This is a genomic window from Streptomyces sp. C10-9-1, assembly GCF_024497955.1.
GTDB classification, from domain to species: Bacteria; Actinomycetota; Actinomycetes; order Streptomycetales; family Streptomycetaceae; genus Streptomyces; species Streptomyces sanyensis.
Genome location: NZ_JANHKP010000008.1, coordinates 1 through 20,289, shown reverse-complemented (window position 1 = coordinate 20,289; position 20,289 = coordinate 1). Strand labels below are relative to the sequence as shown.

General features: G+C 75.1%; 17 protein-coding genes and 1 rRNA gene. 5 read left to right on the top strand and 13 right to left on the bottom strand.

Annotated features, from left to right (window positions below):
* Positions 1-144: 144 nt before the first annotated feature.
* Positions 145-1,947 (top strand): glycoside hydrolase family 15 protein, encoded by a 1,803-nt coding sequence (locus tag NPS70_RS12810; protein WP_256524560.1) that lies wholly within the window; start codon positions 145-147, stop codon positions 1,945-1,947.
* 73 nt (positions 1,948-2,020) lie between these two features.
* Positions 2,021-3,694, top strand: a complete 1,674-nt coding sequence (locus NPS70_RS12805) for a PucR family transcriptional regulator (protein WP_256524320.1) — start codon at positions 2,021-2,023, stop codon at positions 3,692-3,694.
* An 18-nt stretch (positions 3,695-3,712) separates the two neighbouring features.
* On the opposite strand, the gene NPS70_RS12800 is transcribed toward NPS70_RS12805, so the two are convergent.
* Positions 3,713-5,605, bottom strand: coding sequence for an ABC transporter ATP-binding protein (locus NPS70_RS12800; protein WP_256524319.1), 1,893 nt, complete (start codon positions 5,603-5,605; stop codon positions 3,713-3,715).
* Positions 5,606-5,680: 75 nt separating this feature from the next.
* Between NPS70_RS12800 and NPS70_RS12795 the strand changes: the two genes are divergently transcribed.
* Positions 5,681-6,259, top strand: a complete 579-nt coding sequence (locus tag NPS70_RS12795; protein WP_256524318.1) for a TetR/AcrR family transcriptional regulator — start codon at positions 5,681-5,683, stop codon at positions 6,257-6,259.
* An 88-nt stretch (positions 6,260-6,347) separates the two neighbouring features.
* On the opposite strand, the gene NPS70_RS12790 is transcribed toward NPS70_RS12795, so the two are convergent.
* The 5 genes from NPS70_RS12790 to NPS70_RS12770 all read right to left on the bottom strand — a co-directional run bounded on the left by NPS70_RS12790 (position 6,348) and on the right by NPS70_RS12770 (position 11,717).
* A complete protein-coding gene (locus NPS70_RS12790) occupies positions 6,348-7,427 on the bottom strand; it encodes a glycosyltransferase family 4 protein (protein ID WP_256524317.1) in 1,080 nt (359 codons plus the stop codon).
* A gap of 219 nt (positions 7,428-7,646) precedes the next feature.
* Positions 7,647-9,389: a DNA repair protein RecN gene (gene recN / locus NPS70_RS12785; protein WP_256524316.1), complete on the bottom strand. Its 1,743-nt coding sequence runs from the start codon at positions 9,387-9,389 to the stop codon at positions 7,647-7,649.
* A 141-nt stretch (positions 9,390-9,530) separates the two neighbouring features.
* The gene (locus NPS70_RS12780) at positions 9,531-10,466 is read right to left on the bottom strand and encodes an NAD kinase (protein WP_256524315.1); all 936 of its coding nucleotides are present in this window, start codon (positions 10,464-10,466) and stop codon (positions 9,531-9,533) included.
* Positions 10,463-11,278: a TlyA family RNA methyltransferase gene (locus NPS70_RS12775; RefSeq protein WP_256524314.1), complete on the bottom strand. Its 816-nt coding sequence runs from the start codon at positions 11,276-11,278 to the stop codon at positions 10,463-10,465. Before NPS70_RS12775 ends, NPS70_RS12780 begins: the two co-directional genes overlap by 4 nt.
* Positions 11,279-11,285: 7 nt before the next feature.
* The gene (locus tag NPS70_RS12770; RefSeq protein WP_308315008.1) at positions 11,286-11,717 is read right to left on the bottom strand and encodes a hypothetical protein; all 432 of its coding nucleotides are present in this window, start codon (positions 11,715-11,717) and stop codon (positions 11,286-11,288) included.
* A 42-nt stretch (positions 11,718-11,759) separates the two neighbouring features.
* On the opposite strand from NPS70_RS12770, the gene NPS70_RS12765 reads away from it, so the two are divergent.
* Positions 11,760-12,107, top strand: a complete 348-nt coding sequence (locus tag NPS70_RS12765) for an SCP2 sterol-binding domain-containing protein (RefSeq protein ID WP_256524313.1) — start codon at positions 11,760-11,762, stop codon at positions 12,105-12,107.
* 50 nt (positions 12,108-12,157) lie between these two features.
* Here the strand turns inward: NPS70_RS12765 and NPS70_RS12760 are convergent, their stop codons facing one another.
* The 4 genes from NPS70_RS12760 to NPS70_RS12745 form a co-directional block, all read right to left on the bottom strand.
* The gene (locus NPS70_RS12760; protein WP_256524312.1) at positions 12,158-12,958 is read right to left on the bottom strand and encodes an ABC transporter ATP-binding protein; all 801 of its coding nucleotides are present in this window, start codon (positions 12,956-12,958) and stop codon (positions 12,158-12,160) included.
* 118 nt (positions 12,959-13,076) lie between these two features.
* Positions 13,077-14,150, bottom strand: coding sequence for an iron chelate uptake ABC transporter family permease subunit (locus tag NPS70_RS12755; RefSeq protein WP_256524311.1), 1,074 nt, complete (start codon positions 14,148-14,150; stop codon positions 13,077-13,079).
* Positions 14,147-15,199 (bottom strand): iron ABC transporter permease, encoded by a 1,053-nt coding sequence (locus tag NPS70_RS12750; protein ID WP_256524310.1) that lies wholly within the window; start codon positions 15,197-15,199, stop codon positions 14,147-14,149. Before NPS70_RS12750 ends, NPS70_RS12755 begins: the two co-directional genes overlap by 4 nt.
* A 118-nt stretch (positions 15,200-15,317) precedes the next feature.
* The gene (locus NPS70_RS12745) at positions 15,318-16,346 is read right to left on the bottom strand and encodes an HAD-IIA family hydrolase (RefSeq protein WP_256524309.1); all 1,029 of its coding nucleotides are present in this window, start codon (positions 16,344-16,346) and stop codon (positions 15,318-15,320) included.
* Between the two features lie 87 nt (positions 16,347-16,433).
* Here NPS70_RS12745 and NPS70_RS12740 point away from each other — a divergent pair, with 87 nt between their 5' ends.
* The gene (locus NPS70_RS12740) at positions 16,434-17,726 is read left to right on the top strand and encodes a DUF1015 domain-containing protein (protein WP_256524308.1); all 1,293 of its coding nucleotides are present in this window, start codon (positions 16,434-16,436) and stop codon (positions 17,724-17,726) included.
* A gap of 110 nt (positions 17,727-17,836) precedes the next feature.
* Here the strand turns inward: NPS70_RS12740 and NPS70_RS12735 are convergent, their stop codons facing one another.
* The 3 genes from NPS70_RS12735 to rrf all read right to left on the bottom strand — a co-directional run bounded on the left by NPS70_RS12735 (position 17,837) and on the right by rrf (position 20,176).
* Positions 17,837-18,592: a tetratricopeptide repeat protein gene (locus tag NPS70_RS12735; RefSeq protein ID WP_256524307.1), complete on the bottom strand. Its 756-nt coding sequence runs from the start codon at positions 18,590-18,592 to the stop codon at positions 17,837-17,839.
* Positions 18,577-19,782, bottom strand: coding sequence for a hypothetical protein (locus tag NPS70_RS12730; RefSeq protein ID WP_256524305.1), 1,206 nt, complete (start codon positions 19,780-19,782; stop codon positions 18,577-18,579). The genes NPS70_RS12735 and NPS70_RS12730 overlap by 16 nt, the downstream gene beginning before the upstream one ends.
* Positions 19,783-20,059: 277 nt before the next feature.
* A 5S ribosomal RNA gene (gene rrf / locus NPS70_RS12725) occupies positions 20,060-20,176 on the bottom strand.
* Positions 20,177-20,289 lie beyond the last annotated feature (113 nt).

Sequence of the window (20,289 nt, the reverse complement as noted above, 5' to 3'; positions counted from 1 at the left end):
CGCCGCCCGGGTGCCGGCGTCCCCCACATCAGTCGAGTGGCAACGCCGCCACGAAGGTGTTGGGGTCGCCGCTGCTCGTCAACGACCCTTGACCCGAAGTAAGCGCCCCGCGGGGCGGACGTGGCCGTTCGACTGGAGATGCACGTGGCCGGGCGCATCGAGGATTACGCACTCATCGGAGACATGCAGACCGCAGCCCTGGTCTGCCGGGACGGGACGGTCGACTGGCTGTGCCTGCCCCGCTTCGACTCGCATGCCGTCTTCGCCGGCCTCCTGGGCACCGAGGAACACGGGTTCTGGCGGCTGGGCCCGGCGCACGGCGCCGACACCGCCCCGCCCGCCGCGGACCGCCGCCGCTACCGCGGCGACTCGCTGATCCTGGAGTCGGAGTACGACACCTCCCGCGGCACGGTCCGGGTGACCGACTTCATGCCGCCCCGCGACGGCGCACCCCAGCTGATCCGCATCGTGGAAGGCGTCAGCGGCCGGGTGCCGATGCGCTCGGAGCTGCGGATGCGGTTCAGCTACGGGCGGGTGGTGCCCTGGGTGCACAAGGTGGACGGGCGCACGGTCGCCGTCGCCGGCCCCGACTCCGTCTGGCTCGACACCGAGGCCCCCACCTACGGGCGGAACCTGACCACCTACGCCGACTTCACGGTCTCCCCGGGCGAGCGGATCGCGTTCACCATCAGCTGGCAGCCCTCGCACCGGGAGCCCCCGGCGCTGCCCGAGCCGGAGTCCTCGCTGGAGGCCACGGCCGAGTTCTGGCGCGAGTGGGTGGACCACTGCACCTACCACGGGCCCTACCGCGAGGCGGTGGTGCGCTCGCTGATCACGCTCAAGGCGCTCACCTACGCCCCGACCGGCGGGATCGTGGCCGCCCCGACCACCTCCCTGCCGGAGGAGATCGGCGGCGTGCGGAACTGGGACTACCGCTACACCTGGCTGCGGGACGCCGCGATCACCCTGTCCTCGCTGCTGCGCACCGGCTACCGCGAGGAGGCCCGCGCCTGGCGGGAGTGGCTGCTGCGCGCGGTGGCCGGCGACCCGGAGAACCTGCAGATCATGTACGGCATCGCGGGCGAGCGGGAGCTGGGCGAGGCCGAGCTGGACTGGCTGCCGGGCTACGAGGGCTCCCACCCGGTCCGGGTCGGCAACGGAGCCGCCCACCAGCTCCAGCTGGACGTCTACGGCGAGGTCACCGAGGCCCTGCACCTGGCGCACATGACCGGCCTGAACCGCAACGACTACGCCTCGCTCCTCCAGCTGAAGCTGATCCAGTACCTGGAGAAGCACTGGGACCAGCCCGACGAGGGCATCTGGGAGGTGCGCGGGCCGCGCCGGCACTTCGTGCACTCCAAGGTCATGGCCTGGGTCGCGGTCGACCGGACGATCAAGCTCATCGAGTCCGGGGACGCGGACGGCCCGCTGGAGCGCTGGCGGGAGCTGCGCGACGACATCCACCGGGACGTCTGCGAGAAGGGCTACGACCGCGAGCGCAACACCTTCACCCAGTCCTACGGGTCCCGGGAGCTGGACGCCTCCCTGCTGCTCATCCCTCAGATGGGCTTCCTGCCCCCGGACGACAAGCGCGTCATCGGGACGATCGAGGCGATCCAGCGGGAGCTGTCCACGGAGGACGGCTTCATCCTGCGCTACCCCACCGAGGGCTCCGAGGAGGGCGTCGACGGCCTCCCCGGCGACGAGGGCGCCTTCCTCGCCTGCTCGTTCTGGATGGCCGACGACCTGGCGATGATCGGACGGGTGGACGAGGCGCGCAAGCTGTTCGAGCGGCTGCTCGCCCTGCGCAACGACCTGGGGCTGCTGGCCGAGGAGTGGGACCCGCGCCTGCAGCGGCAGGTGGGCAACTTCCCGCAGGCCTTCAGCCACGTGCCGCTGATCGACACCGCCCTGCGCCTGACCGCGTCGGGCGCCTACGGAGGCTGACCGCCCCGGCCGCCGGTGCCCGCGCCGGGCACCGGTGGCGCGCCCCGAGGGGCGGCCGGTAGCGTCCGGCACCATGGACAACCAGGGCGGGATCACCGTACAGCGGGCCCTCGAACTGCCGGGTCTGCGCAGCGGCCTGCCCGAGGTCGTCGCGGGTGCCGACCGCCTCCAGCGGACGGTGCGCTGGGTGCACGCGGGCGAGGTCCCCAACATCGCCTCGCTCCTGAAGGGCGGCGAGCTGCTGCTGACGACCGGGCTGGGGCTCGGCACCCGGCCCGCCGAGCAGCGGGCCTTCGTCCGGCAGCTCGCCGAACGCGGGATCGCCGCCCTGGTGGTCGAACTCGGTCCCCGTTTCGCGCGGCTGCCCGCCGCCATCGTGGAGGCGGCCCGCTCGGCCGGACTGCCGCTCGTCCAGCTCCACCGCGAGGTCCCGTTCGTGACGGTGACCGAGGAGATCCACACCGAGATCGTCAACCACCACTACGCGCTGCTGCGCCGGGCGGAGGAGGTGCACCGGCAGTGCACCCGGGCCCTGCTGGGCGGCGGCGGGGTGCCCCAGGTGCTGCACATCCTGTCCGGCTTCACGGGCAACCCGGTCTTCCTGGAGGCCCCCGACGGGCGGCTGCTGTACGCCGCGGAGTCCGGCGGGGCCGGGGCCTCCCCCGCGGACCCGCTCCAGGTCTGGGAGGGGCTGCGCGGCCAGCGCGACGCCCGGGAGAGCGGGCCCCCGGCCGGCGCGGTGCTGGTGGACGTCCCCGGCGGGGGGCCCGACGGCGCCTCGGTCCGCGCCCGGCTGGTGCTGCTGGCGGTGTCGGGGCCGCTCTCGCCGGTGCACCGGATGGCCGCGGAGCGTGCGGCCGCGATCCTGGCGGTGGTGCTGATGCAGGCGCGCCAGGAGGAGGAGCTGGCCGCACACGGCAGGGGCGACTTCCTGACCGACCTGGCGGAGGGCCGTGTCGGCCCGGACGACGCGCCGGGACAGGCCCGGGTGCTGGGCTTCAAGCCGGGTGACGGCCCGATCCTGCCCGTGGTGATGCGCCTGGCCCCCGCGCACGCCCCGTCGGGGGGCTGGGCGCTGCTGGCGCGTGCCGTGGCCGAGGAGCTGTCGTCGGTGGGTGCGCCGGTCCTGGTGGGCGTGCGCCCGGTCGAGGGCCGTGTCCCGCTGCTGGTGGCGCTGCGCACGGAGGCGGAGCGGGCGGCGGTGGCGGACCGGGTGGCGGCGGCCCTGCGGGCGGGCGCGGAACGGGCGGGGCTCGCGGGTCCCGCGTCCGAGGGGGCCTGGGGGCGTGGGGGCACCCACCCGCCGGTGGTGGTGGTCGGGGTGGCGGGCGGCTGGGCGGCCGCCTCCGCGGGGCTGCGGCACGCCGCGGAGACGGCCACGGCGGCGGGGGGCCTGGCGGACCGGCCCTGGTACGACGCCCGGCGCCTCGACATCGACCTGCTGCTGTGGCGGCTGCGCGACCACCCGGACCTGGCGGCCTTCGTGGAGCGCGCGATCGGCCCGCTGCGCGCCCACGACGCCGTCTCGCGCCCGGTGCTCCTCCCGACGCTGGAGTGCTATCTCGCCCATGCGGGGCGCAAGGCGGAGACGGCGCGCGAGCTGCACCTCAACCGCCAGACCCTGTACAACCGCCTCGCCCGGATCGGCGAGTTGCTGGGGACGGACCTGGACGACCCCGAGGCGGTGCTGTCGCTGTCGCTGGCCCTGCGGGCGCGCCGCCACACGCCGGGAGCCTCGGCCGGGTAGCGGGGCGGCCCCGCCGGTTCAGCAGGATGCGCCGGGGGCGTTCGGTGCCGCGCGGTCGGCGATGCGCAGGGCCTCCACCAGCTCGCGGTAGAGGCGGTCACGCTCCAGCAGCTCCCCGTGGGTGCCGCGGGCGCGCACCCGGCCCGCCTCCATGACCACGATGGTGTCCGCGTCCAGCACGGTCGACAGCCGGTGGGCGATGGTGACCACCGCGCCCCGCTCGGCGCGGGCCCGCACGCACTCCTGGACGGCCGCCTCGGTCAGGCCGTCGAGCTGCGCGGTCGCCTCGTCGAGGAGCAGCACCTCGGGGGTGCGCAGCAGGGCCCGGGCCAGGGCGATGCGCTGGCGTTCGCCACCGGAGACGGCCGTGGCGGACAGCGGGGTGTCGAGGCCCTCCACCAGGGCGTCGACCTTCTCCTCCAGCCGCACCTCGCGCAGGACCCGGCGCAGTTCCTCCTCCGTGGCGTCCGGGCGCGAGAGCAGCAGGTTGTCGCGGACGGTCCCGGGCGCGAGGGGGGCGTCCTGCTCCACGTAGGCGAGTCGCTCGCGGACCTCGCCGGGGCTGTGGTCGCGGTACGGGCGGCCGTCCAGGAGCAGGTGACCGCCCGTCGGCTCCAGGAAGCGCAGGACGAGGGAGAACAGCGTGGTCTTGCCGGCGCCCGACGGGCCGACGATCGCGGTGTGTCCGCGCCGGGGGACGGCCAGGGTGACCCCGCGCACCGCCGGTTCGGCGTCCGGACCGTAGGCGGCCGTGACGTCCCTCAGCTCCAGGACGGGGTGCGCACCGGCCGGCCCGGGGCGGTGCGGCGCGGCAGGCCGCACCGCGGCGCTCGCCGGTGCGGTGCCCGTGCCGGCCGCCCCCGGCTCCGTCCGCATGTCGTCCGTCTCGCGGATCCGCTCGGCCGCGGCCAGCCCGGCCTGCAGCGCGGTGACGTTCTGGCTGAGTTCGCCGATCGGCTGCATCAGGCCGAACGCGTACAGCAGGAAGGCGATCAGAGCGGACACGGCCAGCTCGCCCTCGGCGACCCGCCAGGCACCCAGGCCCAGGATCGCGATGATGGCGAGCTGGATGCCCGAGCCCGCGACGGTCCACGCCAGCGCCTCGCGCCGCACCGCGCGCACCCCGTGCTCGGCCGACGCCCGCGCCTCGGCCAGGATCCGCTCGGCGGTGCGCTCCTCGGCGCGGCTGACCTTCACCGTCCGGACGGCGCGCAGCGCGCCCTCCAGCACTCCGCCGAGCCGGCCGATGTGCTCCTGGGCGCGCTGCTGCGCCGCGGCTATGCCCGGCATCAGGACGGCGAAGAGCACGCCGACCGCCACCACCGCCACCAGTGTGGTGCCGAGCAGCACCAGGTCGAGCACGGCCATCAGGGCCAGGGTGCCGACCAGCATCACGGCGCCGTTGATCAACCCGACGAGTGCGCCGGTGGCCGCCTCGCGCAGCAGCACGGTGTCGGAGGTGACGCGGGTGACGAGCTCGCCGGCCGGGCGGCGGGTGACGGCGGGCACCGTGGACGTCAGGAAGCGCCGCACCATGGAGGACCGGGCGTCCAGCACCACGCGTTCGCCCAGTGCGCCGAGCAGCGTCCACTGCCAGAACCAGACGGCACTGCCGATCACGAGCAGGACGAGCAGCCCCGCGACGGGGCGGCTCAGCGGCTGCGATCCCCCCAGGGCGTCGAGCACCCACTTGGTGACCATCGGTGTGGCGAGCCCCACCGCCGATCCCACCAGGGCCAGGAGCAGCCCCAGGGCGAGGGTGCGGGTGTGCGGGCGGGCGAAGGACCAGAGGACTCCGAGCCGTGGGGCGCGCGGGGCCTTCGGGGGAGCGTGCACGCCGCCCGGGTCGGCCGGTGGGGTGTCCGGCGGCCGCTCGGTCGTGGTGCCCCGGGAGGAATGAGGAGCATTCATGAACCTGAGTGGAACACGACTGTTCCACTCAGGGCAAACGAGTTCCTTCTCAGATCACGGGGTACCGTAAGGGGCATGGTTGAGCAGCAACGGGCCGCGGTGGCCGACAGCGGCACGCGCACCCGCACCCGGCGCGCCATCGTCGACGCGGCCGTCGCCCTGCTCGCCAGGGACTCGGGAGCTTCGCTGGCCGACGTGGCGGCGGCGGCCGGGGTCGGGCGGACCACGGTGCACCGGTACTTCCCCGAACGCTCCGACCTGCTGGCCGCGATCGGCGCGGACGTGCTGGAGAAGGTCGAGGCGGCGACCGCCGCGGCCCGGCTGGACCAGGGCCCGGCGCCCGAGGCGCTGGAGCGGCTCTGCCAGGAGTACTTCGAGCTCGGCGCGGGGCTGACCCTGATGTTCGACTCGCCCCAGCTCATGACCTGGTCGGGCTGGGACGAGGAGACCCCGGCGGACCGCGCGCTGTCCCGGCTGGTCGAACGCGGCCGCGCCGAGGGCACCCTGGACGCGGAGCTGACACCCGAGTGGGTGCAGAGCGTGCTGTGGTCCCTGCTCTACTCGGCCTGGGAGCTCTCCCGCAGGCGCGAGGCGTCCAAGCACACCGCCCTCACCCTGTGCCTGCGCACCCTGGGCAAGGCCCTCGCCCCCTGAGGCACCCGGCCGCCGGTCGGCCGCGTCCCGCCGGAGGACGGCCGGGCGGCGGCCGGGTGCCGCTCCGGTCCCGGAGGCCGACCGCCCGTCAGCGACCCGTCAGCTCGTCGTAGACGCTGAGCACATGGGCGACCGTCGCGTCCTCGGACGGCCAGGTCGCCGCCTGGACACGGCCGGCCGCGGCGAGGGAGGAGCGGCGGTCGGGATCCGCGAGGAGTCGCCCGACGGCACGGGCGAGGGCCGGGGCGTCCCCGTAGGGCACCAGCTCCGCCGCGTCGCCCACGAGTTCGGGAACGCCGCCGACGGCGGTCGCCACCAGGGGCACGCCGAGCCGGAGCGCCTCCTGCGCCAGGACGGCGCGCGCCTCCCAGCGGGAGGGCAGCACCGCGACGTCGGCGGCGGCGATCAGCTCGGCGAGGTCGCCGCGGTGGCCGACCAGGCGCACCGGGAGGTCCTCCTCCGCGATGCGCCTGCGCAGCACGGGCCGTGCCGGGCCCTCCCCCGCGATCACCAGCAGCGGGGCCGGGTCGAGCTCCCGCCACCGCCCCGCGGCGTCGAGCAGGGTCCGGTAGCCGCGGCCGGCGGACAGCGAACCCGCCGCGATCAGCAGGGGGCGCTCCACCGCGCCCAGCTCGGCCCGGGCCTTGCCGTCCTGGAGGCACAGGGGGGTGCGGGGGACCGGGACGGACACCGGCGCGAGCCGGGCGTCGCGGGCGCCGCGGGCGCGCGCCCGGTCGACCAGCTCGGAGCAGGTGCCCAGGACGACGGTCGCGGCACGCGCCGTGCGGCGCTCCAGCAGCCGTGCCAGCCCCGCCCGGGGGCCCTCGGTGGGGCGGCGGGTGTGCCACGTCATCACGAACGGGGTGTACGGGGAGGCTGCCAGTGCCAGGGCGGTGCGTACCCCGGCGGCCAGTCCGTGGGCGTGGACCAGGTCGGCTCCGATGCACGCGTGGCGCAGCGCCGCCACGCCCGCGGGGTCGGCCGGCGGCGGGAGGGGCACCAGGCGGGCTCCGGCGCCGGTGAAGTCGTACTCGTGGTCGAGCGCGGCGGGGGCGCAGACCGTCACGCGCACTCCCCGGGCCGCCAGCCCGGAGGCGAGCAATCTGACGTGTGCGCTGCTTCCCGCGCTGCCCCCGCCCAGTACCTGGACCGTACGCAGCTGTGTCACCCGCCCAAGGATGCCAGCCCGCACGCGCGTTCCGGCACCGCCAGGGCGTGCGCCGCCTGACGCGCGCCCCCGCGCACCCTCTCGCATCACCCGCACGAGTGATGTGGCGTTCCGCGCGCGGGGAGCGCGCCCGTCGGCGGGGCGGCACGTCCCCGAGGAGCCGGGAGGCCGGGTGGGACGGCCTCGGCCCCCGGGGCACCGGCCCCGGGGGCCGGGGCGTCAGACGTCGGCGCGTGCCGCGGCCAGCAGTTCCTCCGCATGGGCCCGTGCCGTCTCGGAGTCCTCCTGCCCGGCGAGCATGCGGGAGAGCTCGCGCACCCGGTCCTCACCCTCCAGGACCGTGACGCCCGAGCGGGTCACCGACCCGTCGTGGGTCTTCTCCACCAGCAGCTGGCGGTCGGCGAAGGCCGCCACCTGCGGCAGGTGGGTGACGACCACGACCTGCGCCGTACGGGCCAGCTTCGCCAGCCGCCGCCCGATCTCGACCGCCGCCTTGCCGCCGACACCGGCGTCGACCTCGTCGAAGAGATAGGTCGGCACCGGGTCCGTTCCGGCGAAGACGACCTCCACCGCGAGCATCACCCGCGACAGCTCGCCGCCCGAGGCGCCCTTGGCGATCGGGCGCGCGGGAGCGCCGGGGTGCGGGGCGAGCAGCAGCTCGACCTCGTCGGCACCGTGGGGCCCGTAGGCGACGGTCCGGCCGCCGACCTCGATGCCGTCCGGGTCGGGGCTCTGGCGGATCGCGAAGGACACCCGGGCGTGCGGCATGGCCAGCGAGGTCAGCTCCCCGGTGACCGCCGCGGCGAACCGGTCGGCCGCCTCGGTGCGGATGTCCGTCAGCGCCTGGGCGAGCGCGGACAGCTCGGTGCGCAGTGCCTCGCGCTCCTCGGCCAGGCGCCCGATGCGCTCGTCGTCGCCGTCGAGTTCGCCCAGGCGGGCGGCGCTCTCCTCGGCCCAGGCCAGCACGGCCGCGACGTCCTCGCCGTACTTGCGGGTGAGGCCGGTGAGGGCCGCGCGGCGCTCCTCCACGGCCGCCAGCCGCAGGGGATCGGCGTCCAGGTCGTCTGCGTACCCGGCGAGTTCCCCGGCGACATCGCCGAGCAGGATGGAGATCTCGCCCATCCGGTCGGCGAGGGCGGCGAGCGCCGGGTCGTGGGAGCGGACCGCCTCCAGCGCGCGGTTCGCACCGGCGACCAGCGTCGTGGCGTCGACGGCCTCCGGGTCCTCGGGGTTGCCCGCGAGGGCCGCGTGGGCGAGGGCCGCGGCGGAGGCGAGCGCCTCGGCGTGGCCCAGCCGCTCGGCCTCCGCGGCGAGTTCGGCGTCCTCCCCGGCACGCGGTTCCACCGCCGCGACCTCGTCCAGCCCGAAGCGCAGCAGGTCGGCCTCCTGGGCGCGCTCGCGGGCCCGCTCGGTCAGCTCCTCCAGCTCCGCCGAGACGGCGCGCAGCCGACGGTAGGCGTCCCCGTAGGCGGCGAGCGGGGCGGAAAGCGCGCCCCCGGCGTACCGGTCCAGGGCCGCGCGCTGGCGGGCGGGGCGCAGCAGCCCCTGCTGGTCGGTCTGGCCGTGGACGGCGACGAGTTCGTCGGACAGCTCCGCGAGCATGCCGACCGGCACGGAGCGGCCGCCGAGGTGCGCGCGGGAGCGCCCCTCGGCCGAAACGGTGCGGCTGATCAGCAGCGCCCCCTCGTCGAGTTCGGCTCCCGCCTCCTCGGCCCGCCGGGCGGCCGGGGCACCCGCGGCCACCCGTACCCGCCCCTCGACGACGGCCGACTTCGCGCCGATCCGCACCAGCGCGGGGTCCGCCCGTCCGCCGAGCAGCAGTCCGAGACTGGTGACGACCATCGTCTTGCCCGCGCCCGTCTCGCCGGTCACCGCGGTGAAACCGGGCGACAGCTCGACCACCGCGTCGTCGATGACCCCGAGCGACCGTATCCGCATCTCCTCCAACACGGACACGACCATACGAGGTCCGGGGGCCGCGGCGCGACGGACCCCGGTCCCGGGTTCACTCTCCCGAGGGCCCGGGCGCTCTCGCACACCCGTGCGACCCCCGCCGCGGGGTGCCGCGCCACGGGACGGTCCGGGGGCCGGCCGGCGCGCGGCTCAGTGCGGGGCGCCCCGCCAACCCGACACCGGCAGCGCGAACTTGGCCACCAGACGGTCGGTGAAGGAGGCGTGGTGCAACCGGGCGAGCCGCACCGGCACGGCCCCGCGGCGCACCTCGACCCGAGCCCCCGACGGCAGCTCCACCGTGCGCCGCCCGTCGCACCACAGGACGCCGTGCGGAGTGTGCTGCTGCACCTCGACCGCCAGCGTCGAGGTCGGCGAGGTCACCAGCGGCTTGGCGAAGAGCGCGTGGGCGCTGATCGGCACCATCAGCAGGGCCTCCACCTCGGGCCACACCACCGGCCCGCCGGCCGAGAAGGCGTACGCCGTCGAACCGGTGGGCGTGGCGCAGACGATGCCGTCGCAGCCGAAGCCGGTCACCGGGCGGCCGTCGACCTCCAGCACGACCTCCAGTATCCGCTCCGGGGACACCTTCTGGACGGCGGCCTCGTTCAGCGCCCAGTCGCGGTGCACGACGTCGCCGTTGCTGTGCACGACCACGTCCAGGGTCATGCGTTCCTCGACCTCGTAGGCGCGGGTCACGACCCGGTCGACCACCTTGTCGAGGTCGTCCCGCTCGGCCTCGGCGAGGAAGCCGACGCGCCCCAGGTTGACGCCGAGCATCGGGACGCCGGAGGCGCGCGCGAACTCCGCGCCCCGCAGCAGGGTCCCGTCGCCGCCGAGCACGATCAGCAGCTCGCAGCCGTCGAGGACCTCCGGTGTCGCGTCCGGCACCGTCTCGACGGTCCCGGGCAGCGGCAGGTCCGCCGCCTCCGCCTCCAGCACCCGTACTCCGAGCCCGCTGCGGAGCAGGCCCTGCACCACCAGTTCGGCGCTGCGGATCGCGGCCCTGCGGCCGGTGTGCGCGAGGAGGAAGACGGTGCGGTTCTCCGTCGCTCCCGTGGTCCTCGCGGTCGCTTCTGTCGTGGTCAACGCGGTCCCTCCGCCACTGCCCTGTCGACGTCGGCCGGATCGAGTGCGGGCGCACCGGCCCGGAGCCACAGAAAGTACTCGACGTTCCCGGACGGCCCCGGCAGCGGGCTGGCGGTCACCCCGCGCACCCCGAGCCCCAGTTCCGCCGCGCGCGCGGCGACCGCCGTGACCGCCTCGGCGCGCAGTTGCGCACTGCGCACCACGCCCCCGCTGCCCAGCCGCTCCCTGCCGACCTCGAACTGCGGCTTCACCATCAGCACCAGGTCCGCCCCGGGCGCGCTGCACGCGACCAGAGCCGGGAGCACGAGACCCAGCGGAATGAAGGAGAGGTCCCCCACCACCAGATCCACCGGCACTCCGTCGATCGTCTCCAACGTCATCTCTCGCACGTTGGTACGGTCCTTGACGGTGACCCGTTCATCGCTCTGCAGCGACCAGGCCAGCTGCCCGTAGCCGACGTCCACCGCGACCACGTGGGAGACCCCCGCGCGCAGCAGCACGTCGGTGAAGCCCCCGGTGGAGGCTCCGGCGTCGAGCGCCCGGCGCCCCTCGACGGCCAGCCCGAGCGGCGCGAAGGCGGCCAGCGCGCCCGCCAGCTTGTGGCCGCCGCGGGAGACGTAGTCCGGGTCGTCGTCGTCCGCGCTGACCACGATGGCGGCGCTCGTCTCCACCTGGGTGGCGGACTTGGCCGCGGTGTTGCCTCCGACGGTGACGCGGCCCGCCGCGATCAGCTGGGCGGCGTGCTCGCGCGAGCGGGCCAGTTTGCGGCGCACCAGCTCGGCGTCGAGACGGCGTCGGGCGACTCCTGCCACGGTCGGTTCAGCTCCTGTGGTCGTGCGGTCGGGCGGGGCGGTCCTGGGACCCCGTCTCGGGGGGCCGCGGGCCGGGCGGGGAGTCGAGCGCGGTCAGCGCGTCGCGCAGCCCCCGGTGCACATCCTCGTACACCTCGGTGTGGCCGTCGGCGGCGAGGTGGTCGAGGTCGGCGAGCCGTGCGACCAGCCCGTCGACGGCGGTGTTCCCGGTCGGCGTCCGCGCCACGCCCAGCGGGGCGGGAGCGGCCGGATCGGTCTGCTCCCCGGGGGCCGCCGGGGCGCCCGCGGCCCCCGTCTCGCGGACCGCGGACGGCAGCACGCCGGAGGGGGGCCCGCCGTCCGGGTCGCCCGGCGCCCCGGCCCCGACCGGAGGCGGGGCGGGGACGCCGCGGGTGCCGGGCGGCGGCGCCGGGAGGGGGCCGGAGGTGGAGTCGGTCATGCCCAGACGCTACCGCGAGGGCCTGCGGTACCGTCGATCACGATGGCCACGACGCAGGAGTGCCGCGGCGCGCTCGACAGACTCTCGGACAACCTGGCGAAGACCGACGGGGGCGTCCCCGCCACCACCGGTCTGGACAGGTCCCTCAGCTGCCATGTGACGGACCTGGACACCACGTTCACCGGACGCCTGTCCGGCGGGCGGATCGCGGTGGACGGCACCCACCAGGGGCCGCCTCCCGGGAAGGCGCAGATCCGGCTGGCGATGTCGGGGGACGACCTGGTGGCGCTCGTCGACGGCCGGCTGGAGTTCGCCAGGGCCTGGGCCTCGGGGCGCGTCCGCCTGGAGGCCGGCTTCCGCGACCTGCTGCGGCTGCGCTCCCTGCTCTGACCGGCTGCGCACCCCTCCCGGGGACGGGGCGGGCGCAACCGGGCCCGCCGTCAGGCGGCCTTCGCTCCCCGGGCCCGGGCCACCGGCACCACCAGCGGGGTGCCCGACTCGGGGTCCTCGATGATCTGGCTCCTCACCCGGAAGACGTGCTCCACCAGCTCGGCCGTCACCACGTCCCCGGGCGGCCCCTCCGCCACGACCCGGCCGTCGCGCAGTGCGATCAGATGGGTGGCGTAGCGCGCCGCCTGGTTGAGGTCGTGCAGGACCGCGACCAGCGTCCGGCCCTGGGACTCGTGCAGATCGGCGCAGAGGTCCAGCACCTCCAGCTGGTGCTGGATGTCCAGGAAGGTGGTCGGCTCGTCGAGGAGGAGCAGCGGCGTCTGCTGTGCCAGGGCCATGGCGATCCACACCCGCTGGCGCTGACCGCCCGACAGCTCGTCCACATAGCGCTCGCCGAGCTCCCGTACGCCCGTCGCCGCCATCGACTCCTGCACGATCCGCTCGTCCTGGGGGGACCACTGGCGCAGCAGCCCCTGGTGCGGGTAGCGGCCGCGGGCGACCAGGTCGGCCACCGTGATGCCGTCCGGCGCGACGGAGGACTGGGGCAGCAGCCCGAGGGTGCGGGCCACCTTCCGGGCGGGCAGCGCATGGATCGCCTGCCCGTCGAGCAGCACCCGCCCCCGCGTCGGCCGGAGCATCCGGGACAGGGCGCGCAGCAGGGTGGACTTGCCGCAGGCGTTGGGGCCGACGATCACCGTGAAGGAGTTGTCGGGTATCTCCACCGAGAGGTTCTCGGCGATGACCCGCTGGTCGTAGGCGAGGGTGACCTGTTCCGCGGTGAGGCGCTGCATGCCGCTCGTACTCCTGGGGTGCCGGGTGGGGTTCTGCGGGGTCGTGGGGCCGGTCATCGCCGCCCCACGGGGGTGTCGTCGTCGTCCCGTGGCAGCCGTCCCACGGCGCGGGGGCGCCTCACAGGCGACCGGCCCTGCGCTCGGTGACGAGCAGCCAGAGCAGGTAGCAGCCGCCGAGGACGCCGGTGACCACGCCCACGGGCAGCTGCCGTCCGGGGAACGCCTCGGTGGCGATCCAGTCGGCGGCGAGGAGCAGCGCGGCGCCCATGACGGCGGCCGCTGCCAGGTTGGGTCCGGGCGCCCGGGTGAGGCGCCGGGCGAGCTGCGGGGCGCTGAGGGCCACGAAGGCGATGGGGCCGGCCGCGCCGGTGGCCACGGCGATGAACAGCACGCCGCAGCCGATCAGCACGATCCGGGTGCGCTCCAGGGGGACGCCGAGGGCGTACGCGGCGTCGTCCCCCATCTCCAGCATCCGCAGGGGTCTGCCGTGGACCAGGGTCACGGGCACGAGCACGGCCAGGACGAGGGCCAGCGGACCGACCTGGGCCCAGTCCCGGCCGTCGAGCGAGCCGGTCATCCACAGGGTGGCGCGGGTCGCGTCGACCAGGTTGGCCTTGGTGACCAGGAAGTGGATCACCGCGCTGAGCATGGCGGCGACGCCGATGCCGACGAGGACCAGCCGCAGCCCGTGCACCCCCCGCCTCCAGGCCAGGGTGTAGACCAGGGCACCGGTGGCCAGGCCCCCGGCGACGGCCCCGAGCGAGACGGTGAGGGCGCTCCCGCCGGAGAGGACGATCACGCTCAGCGCGCCGACGCTCGCCCCGTGGCTGAAGCCGATGACGTCCGGGCTGCCGAGGGGGTTGCGGGACAGCGACTGGAAGATCGCACCGCTGAGTGCGAGCGAGGCGCCGACGAGCACGGCGACCAGCGCCCGGGGCAGCCTCAGGTCCCGGACGACGAACTCCTGCGCCGCGGTGCCGTTGCCGAGCAGGGTGTCCACGACCTGGCCGAAGGACAGGGGGTAGTCGCCGCTGCCGATGAGCACCACGCCGACCGCGACGGCCGCGGCGCCGACGAGCACGGTGACGAGCGCGGCCCGCGGGTCGACCCGGACGGAGAGGCCGCCGGGGGTGCGCAGCGCCCGCACGGAGCGGGTCGCGGTGTCCGCGGAGGTGGTGGTCGGGGCCGTCACAGCTGGGCCATCCTCTTGCGGCGGACGAGTTGGACGAACACCGGGCCGCCGATCAGCGCGGTGACGATGCCGACCTGGAGCTCGGCGGGGCGGGTCACGACGCGGCCCAGCACGTCCGCCCCGAGCAGCAGCACGGGGGCGAGGACGGCGCAGTAGGGCAGCACCCACCGCATGTCGGGGCCGGTGACGGCACGGACGACATGGGGCACCATCAGCCCGACGAAGACGATCGGGCCGCAGGCGGCGGTGGCGGCACCGCACAGCAGCGTCACGCAGACCATGGCGAGCACCCGGGTGCGGGTGAGGTGGGCGCCCAGCGCCCGTGCGGTGTCGTCGCCCATCTCCATGGCGTTGAGCGGCCTGGCCAGCAGCAGCGCGAGCAGTGCGCCCGCGGCGACGAAGGGCAGGATGGTCAGGACGGTCCGCAGGTCGGCGGTCGACAGCGAGCCGACGGTCCAGAAGCGCAGCCGCTCCAGCGCCGCCGCGTCCAGCAGCTGGACGGCGTTGATGTAGCCGTAGAGCGCGGCGGTCGCGGCGGTCCCCGCGAGGGCGAGCCGGACGGGGGTGGCACCGCGGCTGCCGCCGAGCACGTAGACGGCGGCGGAGACGACGGCGGCCCCCGCGAAGGCGAACCACACGTAGCCGCCGAGCGAGGTGACTCCGAGGAAGGTGATCGCGGACACGACGGCTGCGGAGGCGCCCGCGTTGATGCCCAGCAGGCCGGGGTCGGCGAGCGGGTTGCGGGTCAGGGCCTGCATGACCGCCCCGGCGAGCCCGAGCCCGACGCCGGCGACCAGCCCGAGGAGCGTCCGCGGCACGCGCACGTCGCGGATGACGACGTCGTTGGCGGTGCCGGAGTAGTGGAACAGCCCGTGCCACACCTCGGACACCGGGACCGGTTTGGCGCCGACGGCGATGCTCGCGACGCACAGCAGCAGCAGGACGGCGACGGCGACCGCCAGCCCCGCGGTGCGCAGGGCTCGGCGCCCGGGGACGGCCGGGGCCGCCGCGGGCTCCGCGCTCTCTCGGGGAGGACTCTCGACCAACACCCGGTTAGGTTAGCCTACCCTCGCGATCCGGCCCGCTGGTGCGTCACCGGCGGGAACCCACCGCACCGGGCCCGCACGGCAGAGCTCCCTGGCCCCGCCGGACCGGCCCGGCGCGGTGTCACCAGCCCAGCAGCGCCAGCGCCTTGCCCGCGTCGAGGCCGCAGCGGCCGTCGCCCGCATCGCTCCAGGCCGCCCCGCACAGGGCCCGCAGGCCGTCCAGCGGATCCCCCTCGCCCTCCAGCAGCAGCGCCCCGCCACGGGCGGCGGCCCTCCAGCCGCCGCAGCGGAACCCGCCGTCCGCGGGGACCACCTCGGGCTGCGCGAGGAGCAGGCCGCGCAGGTCGGCGTCCACATAGGTGGGCCGGTGCCTCGGCTCTGCCGCGAGGAGCAGGGCCGCGTCCGTGACCCCGGTCAGCACCAGCAGCGAGTCCACTCCCCCGTTGAACGCGCCCTCGATGTCGGTGTCCAGGCGGTCGCCGACGACGAGCGGACGGCGCGCCCCGGTCCGCAGGACCGTCTCGCGGTGCATCGGGGGAAGCGGCTTCCCGGCCACCTGGGGCTCGGCGCCGGTGGCGATGCGCACCACCTCGACCGCGGCCCCGTTGCCCGGCCCGATGCCGCGGGCTCCCGGGATGGTCAGATCGGTGTTGGAGGCGAACCAGGGCACCCCGCGCGCCACCGCGTAGGACGCCTCCGCGAAGCGGCTCCAGGCCAGCTCCGGGCCCCCGTAGCCCTGCACCACGGCCGCGGGGTCGTCGTCGGCGGACTCCACCGGCACCAGTCCGCGCTCCCGCAGGGCGGTCCGCAGCCCCTCGCCCCCGACGACCAGCACCCGCGCCCCGGCGGGGACCTGGTCGGCGATGAGCCGGGCCACGGCCTGCGCCGAGGTGACGACGTCCTCCGCTTCGGAGGGGATACCGAGCTCGGTCAGGTGCGCGGCGACGGCGTCCGGGGTCCGCAGGGCGTTGTTGGTGACGTAGGCGAGGCGCATACCGCGGCCGCGGGCGGCCGCGAGGGAGTCCACGGCATGGTCGATCGCCGCGCCGCCCGCGTACACGACCCCGTCCAGGTCGAGCAGGGCCGTGTCGTACGCCTCGGCCGGCGCGACCCCGCTCGCGCCCGGCCGTCCGATGCCCTGCCTGCTCATGCCTGTCCCGTCCTCGTGCCGCTCCCGGGCCGCTCCCGGTCGCTCCCCCGATCATCCCTCATGGCGCGGGCCGCATACGATGCCCTGATGAACACCGACGGTCCTGCGGCCGATGGCGGCCTGCACCTGATCCCGTTCCGCGGACTGCGCTACGTCCCCGACCGGGTGGGCAGCCTCGCCGCCGTGACCTCGCCGCCCTACGACGTCGTGGTCCGGCCCGACGGCCTGCACCACCTGGAGTCGGCGGACCCGCACAACATCGTGCGCCTGATCCTCCCCCAGGCCGACTCCGCCGAGGCACGTCACCGTCAGGCGGCCGAGACGCTGTCGCGGTGGCTGTCCGAGGGGGTCCTGGCCGCGGATCCGGAGCCCGCGCTCTACGTGTACGAGCAGCGGCGGGGAGAACTCCTCCAGCGCGGGGTGATCGGCGCACTCGCGCTCTCCACGCCCTCGGAGGGAGTCGTCCTCCCCCACGAGGACGTGATGCCGGACATCGTCGCCGACCGCGCCGCCCTGATGCGCAGCACGGCCGCCAACCTGGAACCCCTGCTGCTGACCTACCGCGGTGAGCCCGGGCCGGTGGAGGCGGAGACGGTCGTCGAGCGCGCCGCGCAGACGCCCCCGCTCATCCGGACCACCACGGAGGACGGGTTCGCGCACCGGCTCTGGGCGGTCACCGACCCCGGCGAGATCGCGCGGGTCCAGGAGGAGCTGACACAGCGCCAGGCACTGATCGCCGACGGCCACCACCGGTGGGCCACCTATCTCCGCCTGCACCGGGACCGCCCCCCGGCAGCCGGCGCCGACGACCCGTGGGCCTACGGCCTGGTCCTGCTGATCGACACGGCCCGCTACCCCCTCCAGGTCCGCGCCATCCACCGGGTGCTGCAGGGCCTGCCGACCGCCGGGGCGCTGGCCGCGCTCGGGGACTCCTTCCGCGTGCGGAGACTCGACGGTCCGCTGGCCGCGGCGCTCGACGGGCTCGCGGAGGCGGCGGCCGAGGGCAACGCCTTCCTCCTCGCGGGCGACGGCGGCTTCCACCTCGTCGACCGTCCGGACACGGACCTGCTGGACCGCACGGTGCCGCAGGGCCCGCCGGAGGCATGGCGGTCGCTGGACGCGACGGTGCTGCACTCGACGCTGCTGGAGCACCTGTGGCAGGTCCCGGACGACCCCGGGCACATCGCGTACATCCACGACACCGCGGCCGCGGTGGAGCAGGCCGAGCGCCGGGGCGGCACGGCGGTGCTGATGCACCCCGTGCGCGAGGAGGTCGTCCGCGACCTGGCTCGGGCCGGGGTGACGATGCCCCGCAAGTCGACCTCGTTCGGCCCCAAGCCGGCGACCGGGCTGGTGCTGCGGAGCCTGCTGCTGGACTGACGCCCCTCCTGCCCCGCGCGTCGCCGGCGGGGCCGGGCCGGAGCGGAACGCACGGGGGGGGCGGCACCCCGTCCGGGGTGCCGCCCTCCGTGTGCCGGGGCCGGGGCCCCCTACTCCGCCGAGCGCTCCGACGGGTCGGCGGCGGTGTCGGCGCCGTCCGCGTCGGAGGACCGGGGCTCCTCGCGGTCGCCTGCGGCGTCCGACGTGCCGTTCTCCGCGCCGGTTCCGTCCTCGGACCCGGTCTCGGGCCGCGGACCGGCTTCCGACTCGTGGTGCGGGGCGTCGCCGTCGAGGGCCTCCATCACGTCCACGAACTCCACCCCGTCGAGTTCGGCGAGGCGGTCCGAGGCGTCGGTGGTGCCGTCCTTGTCCGCTTCGAGGGCCTTGGCGAACCACTCGCGCGCCTCGTCCTCCCGCCCGGCCGCCATCAGGGCGTCGGCGTAGGCGTACCGCAGGCGGGCCGTCCACGGCTGGACCGACTGGGAGGCGAGTTCGGGGCTCTGCAGCGTCACGATCGCCGCGTCGAGCTGGTCCATGTCGCGACGGGCACCGGCCGCGACGAGACGCATCTCGACCTGGCCCGCCTTGTCCAGCTTCTGCACCTCCGGCTCACCGGCCATGGCGAGAGCGCGCTCCGGCCGGCCCAGGCCGCGTTCGCAGTCGGCCATGACGGGCCACAGCTCCACGGTCCCGGTCATCCGGCGGGCGGCACGGAACTCGGCCAGTGCCTCGGAGTACTTCTGCGTGGCGTACGCGGCGAAGCCCGCCGCCTCGCGCACGGCGGCCACCCTGGAGGCGAGCCGCAGTGCCACCCGGGAGTACTCGTACGCCTTCTCCGGCTCCTCGTCGATCAGGTTGGCGACCATGACGAGGTTGCGCGCGACATCCTCGGCGAGCCCCTTCGGCAGGCTCTGGAGCTCCTGCCGGACATCCTTGTCGATCTCGTCACCGGTGACGTCGTCCGGGATGGGAAGCCTCTTGACGGGCTCGCGGTCGTCGCGGCGGAAGCCGCCGCCCTGGCGGTCGTCCCGGCGCCCGTAGCCACCGGAGCGCTCGTCACGGCCGCGGCGGGGGCCGCGGTCCCGGTCGTCCCGTCCCCCGCGGAAGCCGCCTCCCGGACGCCCACCACGGTCGTCGTCACGGCGGAAACCACCACGCTCGTCACGCGGACCACGGTAGCCACCGCGATCGTTGTCACGGCGATCGTCACGGCGGAAGCCGCCGCGGTCGTCGCGCGGACCACGGAAACCACCACGGTCATCACGGCGATCGTCACGCGGGCCACGGAAACCACCGCGATCGTCACGGCGATCGTCACGCGGACCACGGAAGCCGCCACCCTGGCGGTCGTCGGAACGGCCGTAGCCACCGGAACGCTCCTCGCGCGGACCACGGAAACCACCACGGTCATCACGGCGATCGTCACGCGGGCCACGGAAACCACCGCGATCGTCACGCGGACCACGGAAGCCGCCACCCGGACGCCCACCACGGTCGTCGTCACGACGGAAACCACCACGGTCATCACGGCGTCCCTCGCCGGCACCGCCGCGTCCACCGCGGTCGTCGCGGCGATCGTCACGCGGGCCACGGTGACCACCACGGTCATCACGGCGGTCGTCACGCGGACCACGGTAGCCACCGCGATCGTTGTCACGGCGATCGTCACGGCGGAAGCCGCCGCGGTCGTCCTGACGGTCGTCGCGCGGACCACGGTAACCGCCGCGGTCATCACGGCGATCGTCACGCGGACCACGGAAGCCGCCACCCTGGCGGTCGTCGGAACGGCCGTAGCCACCGGAACGCTCCTCGCGCGGACCACGGAAACCACCGCGATCGTCACGGCGATCGTCACGCGGACCGCGGAAACCACCGCGATCGTCACGGCGATCGTCACGCGGACCGCGGAAACCACCACGGTCGTCACGCGGACCACGGAAGCCGCCACCCGGACGCCCACCACGGTCGTCGTCACGACGGAAACCACCACGGTCATCACGGCGGTCGTCACGCGGACCACGGTAGCCACCGCGATCGTTGTCACGGCGATCGTCACGCGGGCCCCGGTAACCACTGCGATCGTTGTCACGACGGGGGCCGCGGTCCCGGTCGTCCCGTCCCCCGCGGAAGCCGCCCCTGTCACCACCGTCCCTGCGACGCGGCTCGCGATCCGGACGGTCGTCGGGAGAGTTGGCGGTCATCGGGTGACTCCTGTCTTCGGGTACCACAGGTCATTCTCGCGCAGCCGGGGTTCGGTCGCGCTTCGGCATGGGAAAAACAAAAAGGACCCGTGGTCCAGCGTGAACGCTGGACCACGGGTCCTTTGAAAGATTGTTCGGCGGCGTCCTACTCTCCCACAGGGTCCCCCCTGCAGTACCATCGGCGCTGAAAGGCTTAGCTTCCGGGTTCGAAATGTAACCGGGCGTTTCCCTAACGCTATGACCACCGAAACTCTATCGGGCCGCCTCGCGGACGAGGCATCGGCACTTAGCGAACAAGCACACTCTTCAATTGATGAAGTGAAACTGGTTCAACCGGTGCGACTGTTCGCAACCCGGGAACC